The organism is Liquorilactobacillus aquaticus DSM 21051 (assembly GCF_001436755.1).
Classification (GTDB): domain Bacteria; phylum Bacillota; class Bacilli; order Lactobacillales; family Lactobacillaceae; genus Liquorilactobacillus; species Liquorilactobacillus aquaticus.
Window position 1 is genome coordinate 18,683 of the sequence record NZ_AYZD01000004.1, and the last position, 23,695, is coordinate 42,377.

Consider the following 23,695-nt stretch of genomic DNA (forward strand, 5'->3'; position numbering starts at 1 on the left):
TTATTTACATTCAAAAAATACATTTTTAAAGGAGCTATCTATGTTAAAACATACTTTAATTTTCGGTCATCGCGGTTACCCGCAGAAATTTCCTGAAAATTCACTTGCTGGTTTCAAATACAGCATCCAGCATCAGATCGACGGACTTGAGTTTGATGTCCATCTGACCAAAGATAATATCCCGGTGATCATGCATGATGAAACGATTGATCGTACAACTGATGGCAATGGAGAGATCCATTCTTATACCTTTTCTGAGTTACGCAAGTTCAAACTCAAAAATTCTGAACCAATCCCAAGTCTAGCAGAGCTTTTGGACATTGCCGCATACCAACCGATACATCTTAACTTGGAATTTAAAACTGATAAAAACCACTATGCTCACATTGAGGAAATAGTCTTGAATATGGTTAAGAAGGCCGCACTTAACTTTCCAGTTATTTTTTCTTCATTCAATCTTGAGACCTTGAAAACATGCCATCGGATTGACCCGAACCAGCAATATTGCTGGTTAACGGAAAAAAAGGTTCCTAACGCTGAGAAGTTCGTTAAAGAAACTGGCTTGTCGGGTCTACATCTTCCACATTACCAGCAAGTAAATGTCCCTCAACGCTTATGGACTATTGATGATGCGATTTCTGCGCAAAAAATATTTGAAACTGGAGTTGATGGTCTGATTACCGATGATTTCGAACAAATGAGAGCACTGCAAAATAAGCTTTATTCCTCACAAAAAGTTGTCTGATCTCCTTGGCAAAACATGTTTGTTTTTTGAATTAAATCCAAATTAATAATATACGGAAAGTGTGATATAAGTCGGTAAAATTTTAAGTTAGCCGGAGAATTTTGACTTACGGAACGCGTTTATACGGAATCAAAACATACTAAGATCAGCTCTGTAAAACTAAACCAGTTTTATAGAGCTTTTTGAGTTATAGTAAAATATATGGTGCTGCAGGTCACACATACCCCCTTAGACTTTGAGTCCGTAATCAGCCTAAACCAATCACCGCCATTATCCCCAGCAATTCAGGTTTATGTATGTTTGACCGTGTTTTGAAAATTAGAATAGCCGAGAATAAGCCTAGGACAGCCTCCTGCTAGGTAATTTAGGAGATGTTTGTTTGATAAGAAAATGATGTTATTGAAATTGATGTCGCAATGGGAAAAAGGAAAGCCACAAGTCGCATTTTAATTTGCCCCAGTTGTACTATCTTACAGGATTCTAATTCAGTCATCTTCAACAGTTAAAATCAGACTAGTGAAATACTTCGTTAGCGCTCAAAAATTTTTGCTTTTCAACACATTTTATTAGACCATTACCATTGTCAATTTGATCTTTGAAATAGCATTCGCTAATTTATGGTGTTACTTTTTTTGTTCCATTAAAAACTATATGTCTTACCACAGAACTTGAATATTAAAATTTATTTTTCTCATATTTTGTGCTATTATTACAATAAAAGTAACATCTCAGAAAGGAGGCCTACCAAATGGCTAACAATCGTTTAAGTGACTTGATCCACGTCCTTGTATATGTTCAAATGCATGAGGAAAGTAAATTGACCAGTGATCTGATTGCAAGCAGTTTAAATACTAACCCGAGTTTAGCGCGCAGAATGATGAGTCAACTAAAAAAAGCATCATTATTAGAAACTACCAAAGGAACTGCAACCCCTCGGTTAAGCCGATCCCCTGCCAAAATTACTATTTTTGATGTCTACATGGCAACACTGCCTGAAGCTCCTTTATTAAAGGTGGATAAGAACACTTCCAAAGATTGTGCTGTTGGTCACGCATTACCAAAAGTTTTAGGTAAGTATTATCTCGATGTTCAAAGTACCGCGGAAGCCAAGATGCGTAAGATAACCATTCAAGATATTATCAATGACGTAAACATGGATATTGCACACCATCAAAAGGAAATATCCATGTTGAATTCTTAGTTTCAAAAACATTTTTTAATAAAGCTATTGACAATTACTAATCATTTTTTTATACTGTCACTAATAAGTTTTAGGAAGGACGATTAAAATGCGAAAGTTTAAATCTGTCAATTTGAATAGTTCTTGGCAAAGCCGGCACTGCTGGTTGTAATTCGTTGCTACGGATACAATCTGGCAAACAGTTTGTATCTGTGCCGACTAACTTTCGTATTGTAGGAAGTCTGCATGGGTCTAATACAGCAGGCTTCGGTTTTTAAGGGCAAACCAAGCTGCTGGTTTGCCCTTTTTCTTTTGCCCTGCTTATCATTTAATATCTGGAGGAATCAAAATGAAAAGAATGTACACATTAATCGCAGCACTTGCAGCATTTCTAGTTTTTGCCTTTTTTGCAACAAGTAAAAGTGACAATACCAGCTCATCGAAAAACAAAATCCCTACAGTTGGAATTTTGCAGTTAGTAACTCATCCTGCTCTTGATCAAATTCATCGTGGTTTTGTAGCAGGGCTTAAAGAATATGGTTATACACCAGGCAAAAACATTAAGATTGATTATCAAAATGCTCAAGGAGATCAAAGCAATCTTAAGACGATGAGCACCAAGTTTGCCAACGAAAACGTCGATTTAATGGCTGGAATTGCAACACCTGCAGCTCAAGCCCTTGCTAATGCAGCAAACAAAAAAACACCTGTTATTCTAGCTGGTATCACCGACCCTGTCGGAGGAGGTTTAGTTGATTCCGATAAACATCCTGGTGGTAATATTACAGGTACCTCTGGTGAGTCACCACTGAAAGAACAACTAGATCTGCTTAAACAAATACTTCCAAATGCTAAAACCGTTGGGATCATTTATACTTCTTCGGACCACGGCGGTCAATACAACGCTAAAAAATTCGCTAAAATTTGCAAAGAACAGGGAATTAACTACAAGCTTTATACAATTTCCAGCACAAATGATATGCAACAAGTTGCTGAGCAAGCTGTTTCTCAAGTTGATGCAATTTACGCACCACAAGATAATGGCATCGCATCCGCGATGAAAACACTGGTGAATGTTGCCAACCAAGCAAAAATACCTGTCATTCCATCTGCCGATACAATGGTCAAAGATGGCGGACTGGCATCATATGCTATCAGTCAATATGATTTAGGAAAAGTTGCTGGTGAAATGGCTGGCCAAGTTCTGCGTGGTCGTAAGACAGCTAACTTCCCCGTCGCATATATAACCAAGGGCAAATATGTTATTAATCAAAAAGAAGCGAAATTGTTAGGTATTGAATTACCGCAAAACATCGTTGAACAAGCAGAAAAAGAGGGGGAGGTTTTTAAATGAGTATGATCGTATCCAGTATTGGGCAAGGCCTGCTGTGGGCCATCTTAGGTGTTGCACTTTTCTTAACTTTCAGGATTCTTAATTTCCCAGATATGACGGTTGAGGGAACTTTTCCACTAGGTGCTGCTACTGCAGTTACCGCTATCAGCCATGGTGTATCTCCTCTAATGGCAACCGCATTAGCTTTTGTTACGGGAGCACTTGCTGGTTTAATTACCGGTCTGCTCTATACTAAGGGAAAAATTCCTATCTTATTGGCCGGTATTTTAGTTATGACGGCTTGTTTATCTGTTAATTTACGTATCATGGGAGGCGCAAACGTTTCTCTCTTAGGTAAAAAGACAGTTTTCAGCAGTCAGTTCTTACAATCTTTGCCTAAGTATTTCGATAGCATTTATGTCGGACTTTTAATGATTGTAATTGTAACAATAATCCTTATCCTATTTCTGCAAACAAATCTTGGACAAGCCTTTATCGTAACAGGAGACAATCCTGTTATGGCTCGCTCTTTTGGTATCAACACTGACAATATGACCATCATGGGGCTTATGCTGTCAAATGGTTTAATTGGGCTCGGTGGTGCTTTAATTTCTCAAAACAATGGGTACGCCGACATTAATATGGGAATTGGGATCATCGTAATCGCCCTCGCTTCAATCATTATCGGTGAAGTCGTGTTTGGGGAACTGACCTTAAATCAACGTTTGGTTGCCGTAACACTTGGTAGCATCCTTTACCGTTTTGTTTTACTAATTGTTTTGCAGCTAGGCTTCAGTACGAACGACTTGAACTTGTTGTCTGCCATTATTCTTGCTGTCTGCTTAATGCTTCCCAATCTCAGCAAATCATTAAAACTAGACCATGTAATCACGAAAGGAGTCGAAAATAATGAAACAAAATAAGGTGCCCATTCTGTCTTTAAAAAACATCGTCACTTTTGTCAATCGAAAAACCCCTTCCGAAACAATGATCTTGAAGCACTTAAATCTTGACGTTTTCGACGGCGACTTCATTACAATTCTCGGTTCTAATGGGGCTGGAAAGTCGACTCTCTTCAATACAATTGCCGGTACTCTGCCTCCTGACAGTGGTCAGATTCTGCATGCCGGTACCGATATTACAGGCGACTCTGTTGAAAAAAGGTCACGTTTCTTAGGAAGAGTTTTCCAGGACCCCAAGTTAGGAACAGCTCCCAGAATGACAGTCGCTGAAAATTTACTCTTAGCAACAAAACGCGGTCAGCATCGTACTCTGGCATTACGCCAATTGAAACAAAATCTGCCTGCATTTGAACAGGCCACTGCATCAATGAATAATGGTTTATCTGAACGTATTAATACGGCTACTGAGAACCTATCTGGCGGTCAACGCCAGGCATTGAGCTTCCTTATGGCGACAATCAGACGCCCGGATGTTCTGCTGCTTGATGAACACACTGCCGCATTAGATCCCAATACCAGTACCCAGTTAATGGAACAGACTAATGAAAAGGTTCTGGACCAAAAACTGACATGCCTAATGATTACCCACCATTTGGATGATGCTCTAAAATATGGAAATCGTTTGATTGTTTTGGATGATGGGCAAGTCAGATATGATGTTCGTGGGAAAGAAAAAAATGAGCTTACCAAAGAAGAACTTCTTAGTTTCTTTGGTAATATTGCTTAATGAGGAGCTTCAAATTGAGTATGGAAAATAAGCGGTCAATCTTTTATCACTACGACCAATCCAATTTTAAATAACATTCCTATCTAACCACACATCACCTTTTTTAAAGTCGAATGCTAAAAAATGTCCTAATATTTCCGGACACCAGTCGTAAATTATTATAATTATCAAATCAATAAGAGAGTGAAGCGTCAAAATCAAACTTGTTTTTTGACGTTTCACTCTCTTATTTGGAAATTTCTGTCTGAAGTCTTTAATTTTTCATTTTATTACTTAACTGTTGTTCGCTCCGAAATGTAACTCTTAATAATCCGCTTCAATGGACGGAAGTTAGGATGAAGATCATAATTATGCACTTGCGCACCTGTGATGGAGTCAAGTTCCATCTTGATTCTGGTAATGTCCCGTTCATCACTATATTTTATCCAACTAATGTTTTCCAGCCAATCAAAATAAGCATGCTTCCCTTTTCCATAGCTGTTTCCAAACAACAGGCATGGCGTCTGAGTCAGAACCGAAAAAACCATTGCATGGAACCGATCGGAGATGATCAATTCCTTACTTGCTATTTTTTTCAGCTGCTCTTCAAGAAGCTTCCCACGCGTTTTCGGTGTAATTTTAGTCGGCGTTTCTAGCACAGTATCCGTTCGCGCCAGAGAATAGTGTTTCTCTAAAATAGTTTTTAGAGATTCTATAAATGATTCATCCAAAATTTTTTCCCCATCATGACGCAAAACGAATAGTGCTCCTGAACGTTTAACATCAGAAATTCTAGGCGTTAGATAGAGAACCATATCCGGTGTTAAAACAACCTTGTTTTTGAAAGTTTTCTGCATTCGCCGATAGCTTTGAGCATCCCGAGCCAACAAAACCAAATTGTGATTTTTATTATATGCCTCTTGGCTCAATTTTTTTTCATCTTCACCATAAGCTGTCTTCTCAAAATGAATTGATTGTGGAAATGAAATGGTTAAATTATCCGTGAATGTGCTAAAAACAGCACGCCGATCTTTTTCAATATCTATATACAAGTTTCCCATATTCCCGCCACCAACGTAGCCAACAATATCTTGCTTGGTAATAACTTTCTTTACCGCCTTGATGCCCACGTCATTGTCGTAATCCATAATTTCAATGTACTGGTAATCCGGAAACTCTTTTTCAAAGAATATCCTTGAGGCCAAGGAAACAGCTTGATCTCCCATATTTGTATAACTTGGGACACCAAACATAAACATTTTAGGCCTATCATTTTGAGGAAGCTGCGAACTCGCTTTTTTTGTCTCAATAAAGAAATCTGCCATTTTGATCATTCCTTTGCTGATCCTAAATTATTGGTGTGTTTTTAGAAGACGTTTCACCTTACTATAACTTTCCTACGCCTACTCTCCACACCACCTACAGGGAATATCATGATCTTTATCCCTAAATTATGCAAGAAATGAGCATTTTCGTTTTTTCAAAACATTGCTGACAAATCAATTCTCCACTAACTGTGTACCCAGCTACATAGAATAAAAAGACCACAACAAAACATCAGTTTCGCTGCAGTCCGTTTATTCATATGCAATTTTTTCAAAAAAACAGCTCAGCTTTAAAGCTATCCGTTGATTTTTTTGGACAATGCTTCTTCACTCCCAATGAATAAGAACACCGGTGTATCTGACTGCATTTTATTACTGTCTGCGAGACTGCCCACGTCGTAAGGAACAAAACCAATTTGGCTAATTAACATTGCAGCCTTTTTCTTCAGCTCTGAATCATCACCTGCAAGAGGCAAGGCAACTTTCTTCGCGCTGTCCTTAGAGGACACCAAGCTTGCTAAATCAGCGACCGGAATTGAATTAAACGCTTTAACAACATTGGCACCTTTAAAATGCTCTGCTACTAACTCGCTTGTCCCGCTTTGATGTTCACGCAGTTCTTCGATATCGCCATCACGGTGTGGAAAATAATTGGTAGCATCAATAACATCTTTGCCCTTTAAAAACTGGTCATCTATTTCAAAAACAGCCTTATAAGGTACTGCTAGAACAATCAGATCCTGTCTAGCAACTTCTGCCAGATTACCCGCTTGAGCCTGCGAACCCAAACGATCTATCACAGGTTTTAATTTCTCTAAGCCATGTTTATTTGTCAAAACTACAGTATGCCCCTCATTAATAAAGAGCTTCGCTAATACTTGGGCTACATGCCCACCACCAATAAAACCTATTTTCATTTACTGCACCTCCAAACAATCTCTACTTCTATAAACTACGCTTCCGCCGTCATTTTATGTCATTTAACACTAAGTTACAAATTAGTTGTTTAGCTTATTTTTTTTATGATGTAAAATTTTCCGGTAATGAAACCTGAAAGGCAGCGTTTCTAGTCGAACGGCCGGTCTGATAATCAAAGACATATCTAGGTTGAACGTTAAACAGATAGACATTGAAGTTCAAAGACCCATCATCAGACAGAGCCTGCATATGTACGCCACGTGCCATTAATTCTTGGTTCCTGAAAAGCGGTTGAACCTGATAGATAACTTTATGTCCTTTTCTCAAAGCATCGCGCACCTTTTTTTCATAGATAGTCTGCAGCCGCTGATTAGAAAAAGATGTCTGGGTAAAAAGATTTTTAGGATTATTTTGATCTCCGCTTTGCAGAGATTTATCATAATCTCCGTTCTGACTAATTCCTCCCGAGATAGAATACGCAATTAAGTGACCACGGTTTAAAATAGCTTCTCCATTCTCCATTTTTTGGTGCCAGCCTGTCGGGCGAACATACTGCCGCGTTCTTTGTTCATCATCGACAACATTTCTCGACTCTAGATACGCAGTATTAGCACTCGATGTCCGATTCAAATTATCTAACGGACTATAAACTACCATATTCCTTTTCCAATCATCCATCTGAAGAGTACTTTTATTATCATTGACTGTCACTACTGGTGTATCGCCAGAGTGAAAATTTAAATTGACTAGTTTTTCGGCAGCTACGTCCTTAACACCGTTCTTTAACTTTGAAGTTGATGTTGATGTATCATACGTATTATTTTTTAAAAGCTGATTTGGCTGTGTGATCATATAGATCAATAGCAAGACAACTACAACAGCACCTGGTAAAACAGTTTTTCTTTTTTTCCTTCTGCTCATTTTCTTTCCCAACCTTTTCCTTAGATGAATCATTCCTCAAGCCAATAAATTGTACGTTAAAATGATCCTTGTTATATTGTAACAGAAGGCTAGACCTTAAAAAATATATTATAGGAGGATGTTTTATGAGTAAAATTGCAGTTGTCGTCACGGACTTAGTCGAGGATATTGAATATACATCCCCTGTCGATGCTTTAAAAAAGGAAGGCCACGAAGTTGTTACAATTAGTTTTGCGGGGGAAAAATCAATAACCGGAAAACACGGGGCTGAAATTCCTATCGATAAATCAATTAAAGATGCAGATCCTGCTGATTTCGATGGTTTACTAATCCCAGGCGGCTTTTCTCCAGATCAATTACGTTCAGATCAGGATTTTGTTGATTTCACTAAAAAATTTTTGCTTGCAGATAAAAATGTTTTTGCAATTTGTCATGGGCCACAACTCTTCATTCAAACAGGATTGGTTAAGGGCCGTACAATGACGTCTTATTTATCAGTCCAACCGGACCTGTATTACGCTGGCGCAGTAGTGAAAGACGCTCCAGTTGTAATTGATCATAAGCTGATTACCAGTCGCACACCGGATGATTTACCGGCTTTTAATAAAGCAATTACCGAAGCGCTCAAATAGTTTTTCTAAATTAAATTTAAATAACATTAATAGCTGCAACTGGGCTAGGAACAAAAAATTGTTCCTAGCCCAGTTGTTTTTCAAAATGTTAAAAATTTAGGAGTCCATATCTTAGAAAATTATTATTACTATTTTTGATGATATTTACGCATCAATTCCGCCAAGTGAACCTGATGAGTAGCAAACTCATGAGTTCGGCACACGTAATCATTTTCGCGCCCTATTTTTGCAATATATCCATTAATATAATCAACTTCAGTTGGCCGCCCTTTGGAAAAATCCTGATACATTGATGGGTAGTGGTACTTGTATGCATGACTGACCGTCGTCACTGAATCAATTTCTTGTTGACGTGTTTCAATCAGATGGATTCCCGCACGTTCGCACGCATCATAAGCTTCATTGAACAATTGACGCGCCATCTCAGGAACTCCTTCATACTCAATGAATTGCCCCATTTGTACCTCAAACATTGTACACAAAGTGTTGACAACTGCGTTAAAAACAACCTTTGACATACACATTCCTAAATAATCTTCGGCAAAAATTGGATTAAGCATTGCCGTTTTGAAATCATTCATCATCTTCTGTGTAACTTCCGCTGGTTTAGTTCCAACATACTGTGCTACATGCATTTCTTCTGTGCCTTCAGCACCCATAAAATCGACATCCGCTGGTCCATCAAGGCGTGTCGCTATCATTGCTGTCCCACAGATAATATGCTCAGCTGGAAAATATTTTGCAATTTTCTCAAAATGTCCCATCCCGTTCATTGCGGAAAAAACATATTGATCCTTGTGAAAAATTCCTGCAGCTGAATCGCGTTTCAATTCCTTATCAAGCTGCATCTGTTTTTTGAAGATAATCCAAATATCAGGATGTCCTTGGTATTCCTCAGGATAAAAAATATTGATTGGCACAATCCGTCTATTCTTATGGTCACGTGCCACAGATACCCCGCCCTGCTCTCTAACTTTTTCAACATTTGGTTCCCATGTATCAATAAAATCGACTTCTACTTTTGCATTTTCTTGAAGCATAACTCCATAACGATACCCCATTGCTCCTGCTCCAATAATCCCGTACTTCATAACTATCACTCCTTATCCTATTTTTGACAAACAAAAAAGCACCATTGGCTTTTCAACCAAAGGGCGCTTCCGCGTGGTACCACCTTTTTCGAATTATCCTCACGAATAATTCCTCAACATGTATCAACTAATGATATATCTGCATAATAATGGATGCCACCCATTCGCCTCGAGAAACGAAAACATCGAATCAAACTTTTGAGTGATAGTTTTCGTACCTTCTCACCATAATGGTACTCTCTAAGCAAAACTATCACTCTACTCTTTCAATCCTAAAAAGCCTCTTAAATATTGACATAAGTTTACCCCCTGCAACACGTTCATGTCAAGGAATTTTGCTAATTCTATTTTAATCTGTTTGTTATTTAAAACATAAGTTTGTTGAATCCGCCTTTTGCACAAAGCTCAACCTATCAGTAATAAAAATAAAATATTTTCCCAAAAAAATATTGACTATCTAACATGATTGCGTTAGACTACAAACATATTAAAAAGTGATGAGAGTAAACGCGAGGATAAGAAGTGATAATTCATCCGATAGATTAAGCGAACCTGGTTTGGTGAGAGCAGGCGTCTTTGAATGTATTATCAATCATCTTGGAGCGCTGCAACCAAAAATCGGTGATTAATTAAATTGCGGTGGGGAGCACCCATTATTGTGCTGACGAATTGATTCTTAGTTCGAACAAGAGGTTCATCCTAGATGAGCGAACAGAGGTGGTACCACGCGAAAGCGTCCTTTAGATATTTTTATCTGGAGGCGTTTTTTTATTTACTTCTATTATTTTTATTTACTGTCACTAACTTTTTCGAAAGGGGTAATATTTATGAAATTCACAATTGTAGGTTCTGGTGCCATGGGTTACCGTTATGGTGTTTTGTTGCAGGAGGCAGGTAATGAAGTTGAGTTTGTAGATACTTGGGAACCAAATGTTGAAAAGGTCCGGCAACAAGGTGGCGTCTTCGTTTCACGTGATCACAAAGATCGGCATCTTGTGCCTGTTAAAATGTATTACCCTGAGGAATACAAAGGTAATCCCGATGTCTGGGTCGTTTTTGACAAGCAGATGCATCTTGCTGCTTTCTTGAAACGCATGGAGCATGCTTTCAATGATAAACAATATGTCTTAACTTGTATGAATGGAATGGGACACGTTGAAAAACTGCTTCAATACTTCAAACCAGAGAAAATTGTCGCCGGAACTGCTCTTGTTGCTACGGTTTTAAATGGACCTGGAGATGTTGATTTTATCGGGGCACGCGGTGCGGGCACAATGAATCTAGCGAACTACACTGAAAAGCCAGATGATATAACACACAAAATTGTTAACGAACTCTCTAAAGCTCAGTTCAACCCTAATCTCACGACCAATTTCATGGGTACGTTGTTGGCTAAAGTCGTCTTCAACTCTGTTGTTAATACTCTGTGCACATTGTTTGAAATTACAATGGGTGAGTTTGCAAGCTATCCTGGTGCAGACGAATTAAGCAAGCAACTGATTAATGAAGCATACGATGTCTGTGAACGTGCTGGCATCCAAATGCTCAACACTCGACAGCAAGAGTTGGAAAGCGTTAATTACGTTTCAACTGTCGCTAATCCCTTGCACTATCCTTCTATGTATCAGGACATGTCACACAATCGACCAACTGAAGTTGATTACATCAATGGTTATTTGGTAAAGCTTGGACGTAAATACCATTATGAAGCTACCACTCATGCCTTTCTGACACATCTTGTCCATTTAGCTGAACATACACGTCAACAAACCAAATAATCGGTAAAAATTTCTTATCCTATTGCAGAATTTTGATGCTGATTTCTATAAAAACTAATAAAGAAGGATTTGATCCATTCGAACTTCGAATAATCAAATCCTTCTTTTATTATCATTATTTACTGCAATTCTAAAAAGCTGTCTCTAAACTTTAATAAGCTTTCGTCTCAATTAAATTTTTGAGTTTAAACAATACACTGATAAACTCTTGTTGAGTTTTATTAGGCAAAAAGCTTTTACGTACAACCAACGACATATTGAATTTTTCTGGAAGCGGATCGTCCAAAGTCAAGCTACACAAATGGTCTTGTGGCTTAATCGCATCATCGACTAATAAACTGACACCTAAATTAGCATTAACCAATTCTTTGATGAGAGACAACGTGGGAGTACTAAAAGCAATTTGCGGTCTAAATCCAGCATACTTACTATAACTTGCCAATGCTTGTGGATGAACAAAGTTGTTGGTAAAGGTGACAAATCTTTCACCTTTCAACTCGACAAAGGAAATATGTCTTTTTTCCACCAAAGGATGTTTCTGACTGACAATAGCTTTAAAAGGATGTACTGCCAGCAAAAAGGTATCCAACTTTTTTTCCTGAAGTGGACGAATCGATCCTAAAAGTGCCACGTCAATTTTTCCTTGTCTTAATTTTTCGAGCAACTGATCTGAGCCAGCCTCAATTGATTGAATATGCGCTAAAAGTCCTTTATGCAATAATTCGCTGGCAACCAATGGAAACCACATTGTCCCGATTATGGGTGGCAATCCAAAACGAATCATTGAAGAATCGGCATTTTGCACCTCACTATAAGCTAAATCTAGGCTCTCAAGTATCTGCTGAGCTCGCTGAAACAGTAATACACCCGCACGAGTTACAACTAAGCGATTATGAATATAGTCCCGCTTGATTAACTGAGCTCCAAACTCATTCTCAAGCCGCTTGATTGCAACCGTAATCGTCGGCTGGCTAACAGAGAACTTATTAGCAACCTCAGTATAGTTTTTTAACTCTACCAAATCATGAAAATAAGCCAAGTCCCTCGTATTCAACTTTGTTCGCCCCTTCAGCTGCACACTTTCATTCTATCAAATGTAATTTTACCACATCCCAATGAGCTTCATCCAAAATGTACCCACACTTAACCAAATTACTAAGTATATAATTCCCAGAATAGCATTCATCTTCCACCATTCAGCTTGTTTGACATAACCTGATCCAAATAAAATTGGCGCTGGGCCGGAAGAATAATGGGTCGTCGATGCAAATAGGTTCCCAAAAAAACCTAACATCAAGGCTGCCAGCATCGTTGGCACTCCAGCAGATATCGCAACAGCTAATAAAGCGCTATACATCGCACTAATATGAGCGGTTGCGCTCGCAAACAGATAATGACTGTAAAAGAACGCTATAACCAAAATCACTAAAACAATATACCAATTCAATCCGCTGAGTGAATTAGCAATCGTTTTGCTTAACCAGGGGATAAATCCAAGCTCATTCAATTCTGTAGCCATCATTACAAGAACTGAGAACCAAGTCAATGTATTCCATGCACCTGTCTCATGTAAAACATCCTGCCATGATAAAACACCTGTTATCAATAGCAACGCTAAGGCAATAAAAGCTGTTAAGGTCGCATCCACGTGAATGAAACTGCCAGTAATCCAAAGAATCAGCGCAACAACAAATACTGCTGTCATAATTTTTTCAGGAAGCGTGACCTTTCCCATTTTTGCAAGCTGCTTGTTAGCCCATTCACGCGCATTAGGGGTAGCTTTGATCTGTGGCGGATACATCTTATAAATAATAAATGGTACTAATATCAGTGAAATCAAGCCTGGAATGATGCCCGCCAGAAACCAGTTCATCCATTCCAAATTAACATGATTGCTTTTAGCTAATGATTGAGCCAAAGGATTTCCCGCCATCGCTGTCAAAAACATTGCTGAGGTAATCGTGTTGCCATGAAACTCAGAAAAAATCAGGAAAGACCCCATTTTACGCTCCGTTTTGTTTTTAGGATCCGATCCAAAGACCTGTGCCAAAGATTTAATAATCGGATACATAATTCCTCCAGCACGAGCAGTGTTACTTGGCGTAGCTGGAGCTAAAATCAGGTCAACCCCGATTAGCGAGTAGGCTAAACCTAAAGTTTTTTTCCCGAAAGTCCGCACAAAAATAAAGGCAATTCTTCGTCCTAGTCCGGTTTTGATAAATCCACGCGAAATAAAAAATGCCATAGCAATCAACCAGATGCTTGCGTTGCCAAAACCTGTAATTGCTTTATCGATGGGAACTGTTTTAGTTAGTGTTGTTAAAGTGAATGCAATAATTGCAACCGCTCCGATCGGCAACGGTTGTGTGATGCATCCAATAATTGTTGCGACAAAAAGTGCAAACATATGCCAAGCAGCAACCGACAGGGTTTCAGGTCGCAGTGGAGTCGCAAGCCATAACACTAAACCTGTCAAAAGGGGTATAAGAAATTTTTTATATTGAATCTTCTCTAAAGACTGCATAATTTATGCTCTCCTTAATGTTAATCAACAACCTTAAAAAGGAACCGCCTACACACTAAAAATATCAATGATTATTTAAAATGTACTCTGCTGATTGCTGTCCCGCCTGTCGTCCAAAAACGACTGTTTCCGATATCGAATTGCCACCAATTCGGTTGTTCCCGTGTAATCCACCAGCAACTTCACCAGCAGCAAAAAGGCCTGGCATAATATTTCCATTGCCATCCAGAACACGAGTCTTGGTATCAATATGAATTCCACCCATCGTGTAATGAATAGCCGGTGCAATATGGATCGCAAAAAACGGTTTTTTAGCAATTCCGCGATTCATTCCTGTTGTCCGTTCAAAATGCTTATCCATTTTTTCCACCACTGCTTCGTTCCAGTCATTTATAGTCTGCTCCAAGGAGTCCGAATCTATATTTATTTTTTCTGCCAATTCACGGATACTTTCTCCTGTCACAACTAAGCCGATATGGTCATAAAACTCAATTGCTTTAACCCGATCTCTCACACTTTGGTCGAAAATCAAATAAGCACTTTTCTCTGGCAAATCAACGATTGAATTAGAGACTATCTTGCGTGTACCCAGCTCATTTACGAAACGTTTTCCTTGATCGTTGATCAAAATTGCTCCTTCACCACGAACGGCCTCGCCGATCAAATATGTGTGCGGATTGTCTTGCTGAACAGTAGGATGAACTTGAATTAGATTCATTTGAACTAATTCTGCTCCTATGCTCTCTGCTAGTTCCAAACCATCTCCTGTCGCTCCAGGCTGATTAGTTGTCTTATACCCTGCTAGATCCGGACGATATCTCCTAATAATATCTTTGGATGCACCAAAGCCCCCAGTCGCCAAAACTACAGCTTTGCTATTTATTGTTCGTTTACTTCCATCTGGGAGACGAGTATCAACTCCAACAATTTTTCCAGCATCATTCTTCCTTAACGACGTAACCTCGACTTTTGTAAAAAGCGGAATGTTCTGTTGTTGAATGATTTTTAGCAGTTTTTTGATCAAAAAAGCTCCAATCGGCGCCATGCTTGCTGGACGATGAGTGCGCATCTTGCTCATTCCACCTGTGATGGTTAAATCATCAAGCCTAATATCATGGTCAGCTAACCAATCCACTGCCAATGCAGCATGCGATACAAAGTAAGACAATAGCTTTTGATCATTCAATTTACCGCCACCGTGGTATGTCTCACGGTAAAAATCTTCAAAATTATCGATAACCCCATGCTGAAACTGAACATTTGTCTCAGCAGCGTTCATCCCAGAAGAAGCACGATTAGTATTTCCACCGATTTTATCCATTTTTTCTAAAATAACTGGTTTTAATCCCAATTCATGCGCTTGAATGGCGCTGACCAATCCCGTACTCCCTGAACCAATCACGATTGTATCGTATTCATCATGAAGCTTTTCAAGCGGTGTCGGCACAAAAACAAATTTTTCTCCCATCTACACTTCCTCCTTCTCCATCAACTTTGTTTGGCACAGCTTGTGATCATTCACAAAATTAATGTAATTAGCAAAACATTGGTCCAAAAAAGCAGCTGTTTTTTCGTGTGTTATTCCTTCATCTTGGTTAAGCTTATTCTTAACTGTGCCCAGCATGAACTCATTTGCGGGAAGAATATCCGCCATTACTCCAGGAGCATCTAAAATCTGACGCAAATTAATTTGTGCACGAACTGTTCCTTGAACCCCATACGACCCGCCGACAATCATGACAGGTTTATGCAATAACGGATGTGCGACTGATGATAACCATTCAAGTACGCTTTTTAATGCGGCTGGAATTGCATGGTCATATTCTGGAGTAGCAAAAATAACTCCATCAGCTTCGTCGACTTTTTCAATTAATTCAAGAACAGACTGGGGCGGATTCTCCATCATGTCTTCATTAAACAGTGGAATATCTCTTATTTCTCGAACTTCTATTTCAGATTGTTCGCTATACCTTTCCCGCATATAATCTAGCAAAAAGCGATTAAACGAAAAACTGGCATTAGTTCCAACTATTGCAATAAATTTTAACGTTTCCATTACACAAAACCTTTCTTTTTATCAAAGCAACTTGCACCCCGTGATTAAAAAATCGTTTTTCACTGTTGATCAACATTAGTCATTTTCAAAGGATTGACCCATTCATCGAATTGTTTTGATGTTACTTTGCCAGATTTAAGCGCAGCTTCTTTCAAAGTACTTCCAGCTTCGTCAGCTGCTTGTGCAATTTTTGCACTGTCATGGTAACCAATATGTGGCGAAAGAGCTGTCACAGTCATCAATGAGTTGTCCACCAACTCTTGCATTCTCTTCTCATTGACAGTTAATCCATGAATTAAGCGATCTGCAAAACTTTCCATCGTCCCACGCAGCAACTCTGCCGATTCAAGAAATGCATCTATCAAAACAGGTTTGTAGACATTCATTTCAAAGTTTCCTTGTGAAGATGCCATTGTAACCACAACATCATTTCCCATAACTCGGACAGCTGCCATTGTGATTGCTTCGGCTTGTGTAGGATTTACCTTGCCCGGCATAATAGATGATCCCGGCTCATTAGCAGGGATATTCAATTCGCCATAAGCCGCTCGTGGACCGCTAGCAAGGAAACGAACATCGTTCGCAATCTTCATTAAATCACTGGCTAACGTTTTTAATGCTCCATGAACAACATTCAAACTAGAATGTGCTGCGAGTCCATAGAACTTATTACCATCAGCGGTAAAACTTTGTCCATAAACATTGCTGATACGTTTCGCAATGTCGTCCGCAAATCCTGGAGCTGCATTCAAGCCAGTTCCAACAGCCGTTCCACCCATCGCCAACTCAAGCAGTGTATGATCCAATTTTTTCAAATAGTCTAAATCGTGCTCTAGCATGCTAACCCAGCCGCTAACCTCTTGTCCAAAAGTCAACGGAGTCGCGTCCTGAAGATGAGTCCGTCCAATTTTAACTGTGTGCCAATATTGCTTTTGCTTTTCCTTCAGTTCATCGATCAGATGCTGCGCCGCTTTTTCAAGTCCAGCTACTGCTGTGCTAGCGGTAATATTCATCGCTGTCGGGAAAATATCATTTGAACTTTGCCCATGATTAACATCGTCATTAGGTAAAATTTTAATTTTTGAATCAATTTCAGCAGCTTTATTCGCAATAACTTCATTTGTATTCATATTAGTCTGTGTTCCAGAACCGGTTTGATAGACTCTTAAAGGAAAATCCTTGCGCAGTTCTTCATCATCTAGCGCTAGTAATTCATCGATGGCTTTGGTTATCAATCCCGCCTTTTGAACCGGAAGCTGTCCCAATTCTTCATTTGCTTGAGCTGCTGCTTTTTTAATCTGTAGCAAAGCACGGATAACTACTAAAGGCATGAATTGACCTGTTGAAAAATTATTTCGACTGCGTTCCGTCTGCGGTCCCCAAAGAGCCGTTGCTGGAATTTTTACTGGCCCTAATGTATCTTCTTCTACACGATATTCTGGCATTTTACTTCCTCCTTGTGTTGTGAAAAAAACTACATACTATGCTAAAAAAACTATTCATAAAATCATCTTTAACGACTTTGTTAAACATTTAACAACTGTATAATAGTGGTTGAAAAGCCATATAGTCAAACACCTTAGTGGCTATTAAATATTTTAATATTCGTCAAAAAAGCCTTGATAATAAAGGATTAGATTTAATAAAAATAAAATATCAGCATAAAATAAATAAAAATTTGCTGATATTTTTTAAACCTATAATTAAAAACAGTTTTTACAAATGTCTATTTTATTCCTAAATTCACAATGTTTTTATAACTAATTTTTTTTGTGTCTTTATTTACTAGTGCTTCGTTTAGAAACTACTACCTTTTTAAAAGTTTAAATATTAGTTTAGTCTTTTATCGCATCTGCAATTTCCTTGATATCGTCTGGATTTGAACGACAACAACCGCCAATCAATCTTGCTCCCGCCGCCTTCCATACTGGTACCAGTTCACTAAATGTTGCAGAATTCGGGTTGGTTCTCCAAGTTTTTGTTTGTGGATCATATCGATCACCGTTGTTAGGATAGACAATAATTGGTTTGTTTGTTTCTTTTTTGATATTTTTGATTGCTGCTTCAACTTTTTCCAGTGCAATGCAGTTAATGCCAATAGCAGCTACTTGTTCATATTTTTCAAAATACTTTATGGCTTCTTTCAAAGATGTTCCATCACATAGATGGCTGCTATCTTTAATACTGAATGATAGCCATGCTGATTTTTTGGGAAATTTTTCAACTACAAGATCAACAAGTGCCTTGCTTTCAGCAAAGTTAGGTTGCGTTTCAATTGCAAAGAGGTCAACTCCAGCTTTGTTTAATAAAGACAAACGGGAGTAATGAAAAGACTGATATTCCTCTTCGGTCAGTGAATATCGGCCTGTATACTCACTTCCGTCTGCTAAATAAGCGCCATATGGGCCCACACTGCCTGCTACTAACAACTCTCTTAAAGAACGCTGTTGCGAGGTTAGTGTCTTATAGAAATCTGCACGTGCCTCCTGTGCACAGCGAACAGCCTGAACAACTAGGTCCTCACTCTGAGAATGGCTTAATCCTCTTTTTTCGAAAGCTACCACATTAGCTTGATAAGTATTCGTAATTGCAATATCTGCTCCAGCCTCAAAATAACTGCGATGGACTGCAGTTACTTTCTCTGGAGCATTAATTAAAGCATTAGCAGACCAAAGATCGTTAACAGTATTTATTCCTTTTTTCTCTAATTCTGTCGCCATAGCCCCATCAACAACTAATACTGGTTTGTTTTTTAAATTTCTCGCAATAATATTCATATATTCCGCCTCCAATAAATTTTATCGGTTTTCTTTGCCAAAATTGATTTCTAATAAATAACATTCATTTTAGTCAAAATCAGTATTTTTTTTTTTATTTTTGTTTTTGTTTTTCCAAGCTTTTTTCCCATAATACACAGCGTAACAAACTATTAGGAACGGTATCATATAAAACAACGCTGATCGTTGAGTTGGATCAAAAACAATCAGCACACATGAAAGTAAACTCATAATAAATGCTATCCAAGGAAGAAGCGGATACCACGGAGTTTTGAACTTCAATTCTGCAACTGTATGTCCACTTTTCAACCATTGCTTTCTAAAATTAATTTCAGAAAGAGCAATTGCCATCCAAACTATAACTACTGCCAATCCTGAAATTGAAACAAGTACAAGATAAACTGTTGACGCTGCTACCACACTTGATACTAAGGCTAAAACACCTCCTACCATACTAACAAGTAAAGCAGTCATAGGGACTCCCCGTTTGTTCGTTTTCGCGTAATGTGCTGGTATCATTTTTTCGTGCGCCAGCGACCATAACATTCTCGTTGATGCGTATAATCCAGAATTAGCTGCTGATAAAATAGCCGTTAAAACAACAAAATTCATCAGGTCCCCTGCAAAGGGCAATCCTATACTTTTAAAAACCAAGACAAATGGGCTCTGTTCAACACCTGCTTGCTTCCAAGGAATCAACGCAGCCATCACGACAATACTGCCAATGAAAAAAATTACGAGTCTTAATAGTGTTGTTCTAATCGCTTTAGGAATATTTTTCTCAGGATCTTTAGTTTCTCCCGCAGTTACTCCGATCAATTCTGTTCCTGAAAAAGCAAAATTAACTGTCAACATTGTGGTAAAAACACCTTTGAAACCATTTGGAAACAGACCCTCTCCGTAAAGGTTTTTAAAAAGTGGGGCATGTGAATAGCCTTTTATCGGAATAATACCAAAAATTGCAAGCCCTCCAATAACAATAAAAGCAATAATAGCAATAACCTTAATGCTTGAAAACCAGAATTCTGTTTCTGCAAAAAAGCGGACCGACAATGCGTTCGACGTGAAAATTACAATCATAAAGAGCAGACTCCAAATCCATGTCGGCGAATGTGGAAACCAAGTACGCATTATCAATCCGGCAGCCGTGAACTCAGAACCTAATGCCACGGTCCATGTCAGCCAATACAAAATTGCCACTGTAAACCCAGTCCCTGGTCCAATAAACTTATCCGCATAAACATGAAAAGATCCCGTCTGTGGCATTGCAACTGCCAGTTCACCAAGACATAACATTACCAAGTAAACCACAACAGCTCCAATGCCATATGCCAAAATAGCCCCTACTGGTCCAGCCTCATGAATCGTGTACCCTGAGCTTAAAAATAGTCCTGTACCGATAACACCACCTAATGAGATCATCAGTAAATGGCGTGCTTCCATTTTGCGTTTTAAACTATTATCATTCTGTTTCTGCATCTTAAAACCTCCCAAAATTTACAGTCTTATCAACCGTCATTTAATATAAAAAAGCCCATCCCTATAAGTATAGGGACGAGCTCTCTTCGTGGTACCACCCAAATTCGTTAAATTAATTTTAACCTCACTGATATAAAACAATATTACATCTAGGAAGATATCGTATCCTCACGGGCAATCAGCTTGCACTAAATACCTAGCTCCGAGTTCATCTTCAATGCATACTCAGTCTGCCCTTTCACCATCGGCAGTCGCTGAACACTGTTTCTGCATCTACTCTTCTCATCAACGCCCAAATATAAAAAAATAATTCAATTAAAACATATCTTACATGGTAAGCTGTGCCTATCCCCTTGTCAAATAGCTTTGGGATCAAATACGAACAGTAGTATTCCCAAGTTTGTCGATCAACTTCATATTTTCACGATAATCAACAGGCACCGCAATAACAAAAACACCTTTCTTGGCAGTAACAGCTGTCTCCAAAAACTCAAGGTATTCTCCTGGCTTTTTAACTTGCATCCCGATTGCTCCAAAGCTCTCCGCGTATTTAACAAAGTCAGGATTATCAAAATCGACTCCATTATGATGATCGATCTCCATATCCATCTTCCATTTGATCAGTCCATATGAAGCATCTTCCCAAATCACAATCACAAGGTGTAAATTTTCCCGAACCGCTGTTTCTATTTCTTGTGAATTCATCAGAAAGCTACCATCTCCCATTACCGCAACAACGACTTTGTCGGGTCGGGCCAACTTTGCTCCAATCGCTCCCGGCAATGTCCACGCCATTGTAGATAATCCGTTATCTATCAAACAAGTATTTGATAAGTATGTCTGATACAAACGAGCCATCCACATTTTGACAGCACCTGTATCAACTAGAACTACTGCATCGTCAGGTAAAACCTTCCTAGTAGCATAAACAACCGTCTGGGGTTTTAAGGGGACAGCATTGCTTTCCTTACCGCTAACAAGTTCAGCGTGAATCAACTCTCTAATTTCAGCTGTACGATGACTGAAATGCATTTCCTGTGCTTTTAATGCTTGTAAAAGAGCCTGTAAGCTAGCACGAATATTCGCAATGATATTCAATGTCACATTGTAATGACTATCAACGTCTTGGCGGAACATGTTAATATGGATAATTTTTTTGTCTCTTTGCGGATTTATTTTTTGAGGATCAAATTGCTGGATTGAGAATCCAATCGAAATTATTAAATCTGCCTCATCTATCGCAAAATTTTCATAATCACGCCGCATAAAACCTACTACGCCAAGCGAATTCTTGTGCCGATCGGAAATTATTCCTTTGCTCATAAAGGTTGTAGCTACAGGGATCTGCAGCTCTTCACTTAATTCCCTGACTTCCTGTTCGGCATGTTTCCATAAAACACCATCACCCGCTAAAATCACAGGCCTTTTCGCCGCTGCGATTAGTTTAATCGCCTTGTCAATATCAGATGCTGTAGGCTGAGTGACAGAAATCGGATCAATTTCTAACGGTTTAACCTGCCCCCGAATCGGTGTTTCTTCGATGTCTTGCGGAATTGCCAAATATGAAGCCCCTGGACGATCTCGCTTAGCTGTTGAGAAAGCCTTACGCACCATTTCAGGCACCGCTTGCGGAGTTAATATCATGTCAGCATATTGTGTAATTGGTTTAAACATTGCAACAAGATCTATCACTTGATGTGATTCCTTATGCAGACGGGCTAATCCACCTTGGGCACTAATAGCAACAAGTGGTGTTGAATTTGTTTCTGCATCAGCTACACCGAGCATCAAATTAATTGCCCCCGGCCCTAGGGTGGCGAGGCAGACACCCGGCATACCAGTCAACCTGCCATAGGTGCTAGCCATGAAAGAAGCACCTTGTTCATGACGAGTTAATATAAATTTAATTTTGTCAGATTCGTTCAACGCATCAACCAAATGTATGTTTTCTTCTCCAGGGATTCCGAAAACATATTCAACTCCTTCATTTTCAAGACATTGTACGATCAAATGTGCTGCATTGACTTTTTCTCTCTCAGCCATTTCCTTTTTCCTCCTGAATCATTTAGCCAGCGTTAGCTTTAAAATTAGTTTTCAATGATAATTATTATATTACCATGATTAAAAGTATCTTTCTTCTTTTTATACATTTTTAATAATTTTTTTGATGTCTTTTTCCAAAACACCCGTGACAGACTATTGCGTTTTTTTAGGTTCGATGCTATAGTTTAATCGTGATATGAGCATATGTTCATATACAAAACAATACTTAGGAGACTTCTATATGGAAAATCACAATGTTCAGACTGGCAGACGCTTTTTATTAGTTACCTTATTAAATATTATAATAACTTTATTTGAGCTAGCGGGCGGGCTTTTATCTGGCAGCCTATCGTTACTTTCGGATGCGTTTCACAATTTCAGTGATGCATTTTCGATTGTTTTAAGTTACTTTGCTAACCGTATTGGAAAAAGAACTCCCACACTAAAAAATACATACGGTTTTCGACGTGCTGAAATTCTGACAGCTCTCCTAAACTCAATTTTGCTGATTGTCATTTCTGCTTTTTTATTAATCGAAGCATTCAAGCGCTTTGCTCATCCAGAAGAAGTTCAAGGCGGCGTAATGTTCATTGTTGCCGTCATAAGTTTTGCCGCTAACCTTTTATCAACAATTTTATTGAATCATGATTCCAAACATAACTTGAATATTAGAGCCACTTACCTTCATTTGCTAAGTGATGCCCTCGCTTCAGTCGGTGTTATTATCAGTGCAGCATTAATCATCATCTTCCATATAAAGTGGGTTGATCCTTTAATGAGTTTTCTCGTTTCCATTTATATTATTTATGAATCACTACCAATCGTTCACAAAACCTTCACCATCTTGATGGAAGCATCACCAAAACTAAGTTTTGAGGAAATTAAAAAAGATTTGTTGACTATTCCTGAAATAACCGGAGTTCATCATCTTCATGCTTGGTTAATCGATGAAAATGAAATCATTTTATCTGTTCATGTCAACATGAAAGACCTTCCTCTAAGTCAGACTGAACGCATTTATCTTAAAATTGAGAATATTTTAAAACAAAGATACAATGTCTCCCACGTTACCATCCAAGCTGAATGTAATCGTGGACGCAACACTGAATTAATATTAAATGAAGAAAAAAGCTTTCACAATAATTAACGTAACGAACATGCATCGCATAATGCATAATTTAAACAGTTCCGATGGGAACATTTAAAAAAATTATTCATTTAGACA

20 protein-coding genes are annotated in these 23,695 nt (G+C 38.6%); 8 read left to right on the forward strand and 12 right to left on the reverse strand.

What is annotated here, in order from left to right:
• Window positions 1-40 precede the first annotated feature (40 nt).
• From FC19_RS01165 to FC19_RS01185, 5 genes are all read left to right on the forward strand, one after another.
• Complete coding sequence (locus FC19_RS01165) at window positions 41-745, forward strand: glycerophosphodiester phosphodiesterase (RefSeq protein ID WP_057875166.1); 705 nt, start codon at window positions 41-43, stop codon at window positions 743-745.
• 748 nt (window positions 746-1,493) lie between these two features.
• Window positions 1,494-1,946 (forward strand): Rrf2 family transcriptional regulator, encoded by a 453-nt coding sequence (locus FC19_RS01170; protein ID WP_057875167.1) that lies wholly within the window; start codon window positions 1,494-1,496, stop codon window positions 1,944-1,946.
• A gap of 328 nt (window positions 1,947-2,274) precedes the next feature.
• Window positions 2,275-3,279: a tryptophan ABC transporter substrate-binding protein gene (gene trpX / locus FC19_RS01175; RefSeq protein ID WP_057875168.1), complete on the forward strand. Its 1,005-nt coding sequence runs from the start codon at window positions 2,275-2,277 to the stop codon at window positions 3,277-3,279.
• Complete coding sequence (locus FC19_RS01180; protein ID WP_057875169.1) at window positions 3,276-4,181, forward strand: ABC transporter permease; 906 nt, start codon at window positions 3,276-3,278, stop codon at window positions 4,179-4,181. Before trpX ends, FC19_RS01180 begins: the two co-directional genes overlap by 4 nt.
• Window positions 4,168-4,947, forward strand: coding sequence for an ABC transporter ATP-binding protein (locus FC19_RS01185; RefSeq protein ID WP_057875170.1), 780 nt, complete (start codon window positions 4,168-4,170; stop codon window positions 4,945-4,947). Before FC19_RS01180 ends, FC19_RS01185 begins: the two co-directional genes overlap by 14 nt.
• 269 nt (window positions 4,948-5,216) lie before the next feature.
• On the opposite strand, the gene FC19_RS01190 is transcribed toward FC19_RS01185, so the two are convergent.
• The 3 genes from FC19_RS01190 to FC19_RS01200 form a co-directional block, all read right to left on the reverse strand.
• Complete coding sequence (locus tag FC19_RS01190) at window positions 5,217-6,251, reverse strand: polysaccharide pyruvyl transferase family protein (RefSeq protein ID WP_057875171.1); 1,035 nt, start codon at window positions 6,249-6,251, stop codon at window positions 5,217-5,219.
• Between the two features lie 296 nt (window positions 6,252-6,547).
• A complete protein-coding gene (locus FC19_RS01195; RefSeq protein WP_057875172.1) occupies window positions 6,548-7,168 on the reverse strand; it encodes an NADPH-dependent F420 reductase in 621 nt (206 codons plus the stop codon).
• Between the two features lie 103 nt (window positions 7,169-7,271).
• Window positions 7,272-8,090 (reverse strand): DNA/RNA non-specific endonuclease, encoded by an 819-nt coding sequence (locus FC19_RS01200; protein ID WP_057875173.1) that lies wholly within the window; start codon window positions 8,088-8,090, stop codon window positions 7,272-7,274.
• 125 nt (window positions 8,091-8,215) lie between these two features.
• On the opposite strand from FC19_RS01200, the gene FC19_RS01205 reads away from it, so the two are divergent.
• Window positions 8,216-8,722, forward strand: a complete 507-nt coding sequence (locus tag FC19_RS01205; RefSeq protein ID WP_057875174.1) for a type 1 glutamine amidotransferase domain-containing protein — start codon at window positions 8,216-8,218, stop codon at window positions 8,720-8,722.
• Window positions 8,723-8,850: 128 nt separating this feature from the next.
• Here FC19_RS01205 and FC19_RS01210 read toward each other — a convergent pair whose 3' ends face one another.
• Window positions 8,851-9,813, reverse strand: coding sequence for a ketopantoate reductase family protein (locus FC19_RS01210; RefSeq protein ID WP_057875175.1), 963 nt, complete (start codon window positions 9,811-9,813; stop codon window positions 8,851-8,853).
• A gap of 827 nt (window positions 9,814-10,640) precedes the next feature.
• Between FC19_RS01210 and FC19_RS01215 the strand changes: the two genes are divergently transcribed.
• A complete protein-coding gene (locus FC19_RS01215) occupies window positions 10,641-11,591 on the forward strand; it encodes a ketopantoate reductase family protein (RefSeq protein ID WP_057875176.1) in 951 nt (316 codons plus the stop codon).
• A 151-nt stretch (window positions 11,592-11,742) separates the two neighbouring features.
• On the opposite strand, the gene FC19_RS01220 is transcribed toward FC19_RS01215, so the two are convergent.
• From FC19_RS01220 to FC19_RS01255, 8 genes are all read right to left on the reverse strand, one after another.
• Entirely contained in the window at window positions 11,743-12,645 is a 903-nt protein-coding gene (locus FC19_RS01220; RefSeq protein WP_057875177.1) for a LysR family transcriptional regulator, read from the reverse strand.
• A 48-nt stretch (window positions 12,646-12,693) separates the two neighbouring features.
• On the reverse strand, window positions 12,694-14,115 hold the full coding sequence (locus FC19_RS01225) for an anion permease (protein WP_057875178.1): 1,422 nt from the start codon (window positions 14,113-14,115) through the stop codon (window positions 12,694-12,696).
• 64 nt (window positions 14,116-14,179) lie between these two features.
• Window positions 14,180-15,583 (reverse strand): flavocytochrome c, encoded by a 1,404-nt coding sequence (locus FC19_RS01230; RefSeq protein WP_057875179.1) that lies wholly within the window; start codon window positions 15,581-15,583, stop codon window positions 14,180-14,182.
• A complete protein-coding gene (locus FC19_RS01235; protein WP_057875180.1) occupies window positions 15,584-16,171 on the reverse strand; it encodes an NADPH-dependent FMN reductase in 588 nt (195 codons plus the stop codon).
• Between the two features lie 59 nt (window positions 16,172-16,230).
• Window positions 16,231-17,616: a class II fumarate hydratase gene (locus FC19_RS01240; protein ID WP_057875181.1), complete on the reverse strand. Its 1,386-nt coding sequence runs from the start codon at window positions 17,614-17,616 to the stop codon at window positions 16,231-16,233.
• A 390-nt stretch (window positions 17,617-18,006) separates the two neighbouring features.
• Window positions 18,007-18,948, reverse strand: a complete 942-nt coding sequence (gene mmuM / locus FC19_RS01245; protein ID WP_057875182.1) for a homocysteine S-methyltransferase — start codon at window positions 18,946-18,948, stop codon at window positions 18,007-18,009.
• A gap of 69 nt (window positions 18,949-19,017) precedes the next feature.
• On the reverse strand, window positions 19,018-20,427 hold the full coding sequence (locus FC19_RS01250; RefSeq protein WP_057875183.1) for an amino acid permease: 1,410 nt from the start codon (window positions 20,425-20,427) through the stop codon (window positions 19,018-19,020).
• Window positions 20,428-20,799: 372 nt separating this feature from the next.
• Complete coding sequence (locus tag FC19_RS01255; RefSeq protein ID WP_057875184.1) at window positions 20,800-22,470, reverse strand: acetolactate synthase large subunit; 1,671 nt, start codon at window positions 22,468-22,470, stop codon at window positions 20,800-20,802.
• 241 nt (window positions 22,471-22,711) lie between these two features.
• Here FC19_RS01255 and FC19_RS01260 point away from each other — a divergent pair, with 241 nt between their 5' ends.
• Entirely contained in the window at window positions 22,712-23,617 is a 906-nt protein-coding gene (locus FC19_RS01260) for a cation diffusion facilitator family transporter (protein ID WP_057875185.1), read from the forward strand.
• Window positions 23,618-23,695: the final 78 nt, after the last annotated feature.